Source organism: Neobacillus drentensis, from assembly GCF_036962765.1.
Taxonomy (GTDB): domain Bacteria; phylum Bacillota; class Bacilli; order Bacillales; family Cytobacillaceae; genus Neobacillus; species Neobacillus drentensis_C.
The window spans coordinates 1-1,427 of sequence record NZ_JBALOS010000403.1 but is presented as its reverse complement, the minus strand read 5'-3'; the positions used below and the strand labels follow the sequence as shown (position 1 = coordinate 1,427).

The 1,427-nt window shown below is 28.8% G+C and carries 1 protein-coding gene; it reads left to right on the top strand.

Going from position 1 to position 1,427, the window contains the following annotated elements:
* Nucleotides 1–200 precede the first annotated feature (200 nt).
* The gene (locus tag V7137_RS30065) at nt 201–629 is read left to right on the top strand and encodes a hypothetical protein (protein ID WP_335701462.1); all 429 of its coding nucleotides are present in this window, start codon (nt 201–203) and stop codon (nt 627–629) included.
* Nucleotides 630–1,427: the final 798 nt, after the last annotated feature.

Here is a 1,427-nt window from a genome sequence, read left to right as displayed (position 1 = left end):
TTGATTCAAAGACAATACAATTACTTCAAGAGCAATTTATGAATTAACAATGTAAATCTATATTTAATATTAATAGCTTATTGAACTAAGGAGCTGAGCGACCAGCTCCTATTTCATTATTGCAGTTTAGTTCATTAAGAAAAGGAAAAGTGTTAATAGTTCTTCTTGAATAAAGAGTAATAACAGCTTAGGAGGGGTTTATGAAAAAAATATACTTTTTAACATTAATTCTAACATTTTGCCTTTTTACTTCTGCATGTGTATCGAAAAATGTCAGTAATGAAATTGAACAACCAAAAGAGTTAGTGGTTGAACAAACATCGACATTAGAGAATTGGGATATTAGTGTTGCCCCAAGATTAGATCATAAAAAATGGGTTTATGACACAGCAATTAAGTATTTGGGAGATAAGACTGTAAAACTAACAGTTAACTATTATGATAAAACAAAAGTAACCTATAATGATTTAGCACCTTTACAAGTTCAAAAATCATTTGGAAGTTTCGATTATGAGAAAAGTGTTTATTCCAAACAGAATAAAGATTTATCCTTTAATTTAAAATGGGTTGAGGGTATCAAAACATTTTCAGGTGATACTGAATTTAAAATAAAACCTAAAAATCATTGAGTAATTTAATAATTCTTATTCAGCACTTTATCAACAACTCTAGAACGACCGTCGGATTGTTTGATTATGATCTTATTTAGCAAAAGCTGAAAGAGTTGTTTATTTTGTTCTCTCGAAGAATGGCTAAGCGAATGATGGACATGACTAAAACTCAAATATTAAATTGATCAGGATTAGATATATAAGTTAATCCTGATTATTCAATATGTCTGCGATCACTACTCAATCCATGTGGAGTGTGTTTCGCAGATAGTTTTAATAGAAGAATCAGGATCCCGATAAGGAAAAGGAATAAGAGACTAATCTAGTCATCTTAATCCTTTTCCTTTTTGTGTTTGCAACCCATGTGAAATTTTCTCTAAAACAAAAAAGGATTCAAAGAATAGAAAACCCGAATATCCCTAGGCTGTTTTCTAAAAGATTGTTGTTTTTCGAGCAGATTTTAATTATAACGTTTTTACCAAAGGTACTCTATTCGGACTCGATTGTCATTGAATTTACATAGACTGTCTTAATTTGATCCTAATTTGGCACAAGTTATTATAAAGAAAGCAATAGTATTTAAGAAAAGAGCCTTCTCTTAAATACTATTGATATCTGTAGTGATTGTATTATTTAATAATCTGCTTAATTCTGTTGCTAATTGAATCTTTATTATCGGCATTTTTAAGTTACTTCGAGCTTAATATTCTGACAATTCTCTCAACAATATAAGATATTCTTATTAAATTATTATAATTTCTAATTTTATTAGAAAATTAAGATTTTATATAATGGAATCAATATATGGGGAGGGAG

Coding starts and splice junctions, on each gene's coding strand:
- V7137_RS30065 (WP_335701462.1), top strand. CDS start 201: ATGAAAAAAATATACTTTTTAACATTAATTCTAACATTTTGCCTTTTT.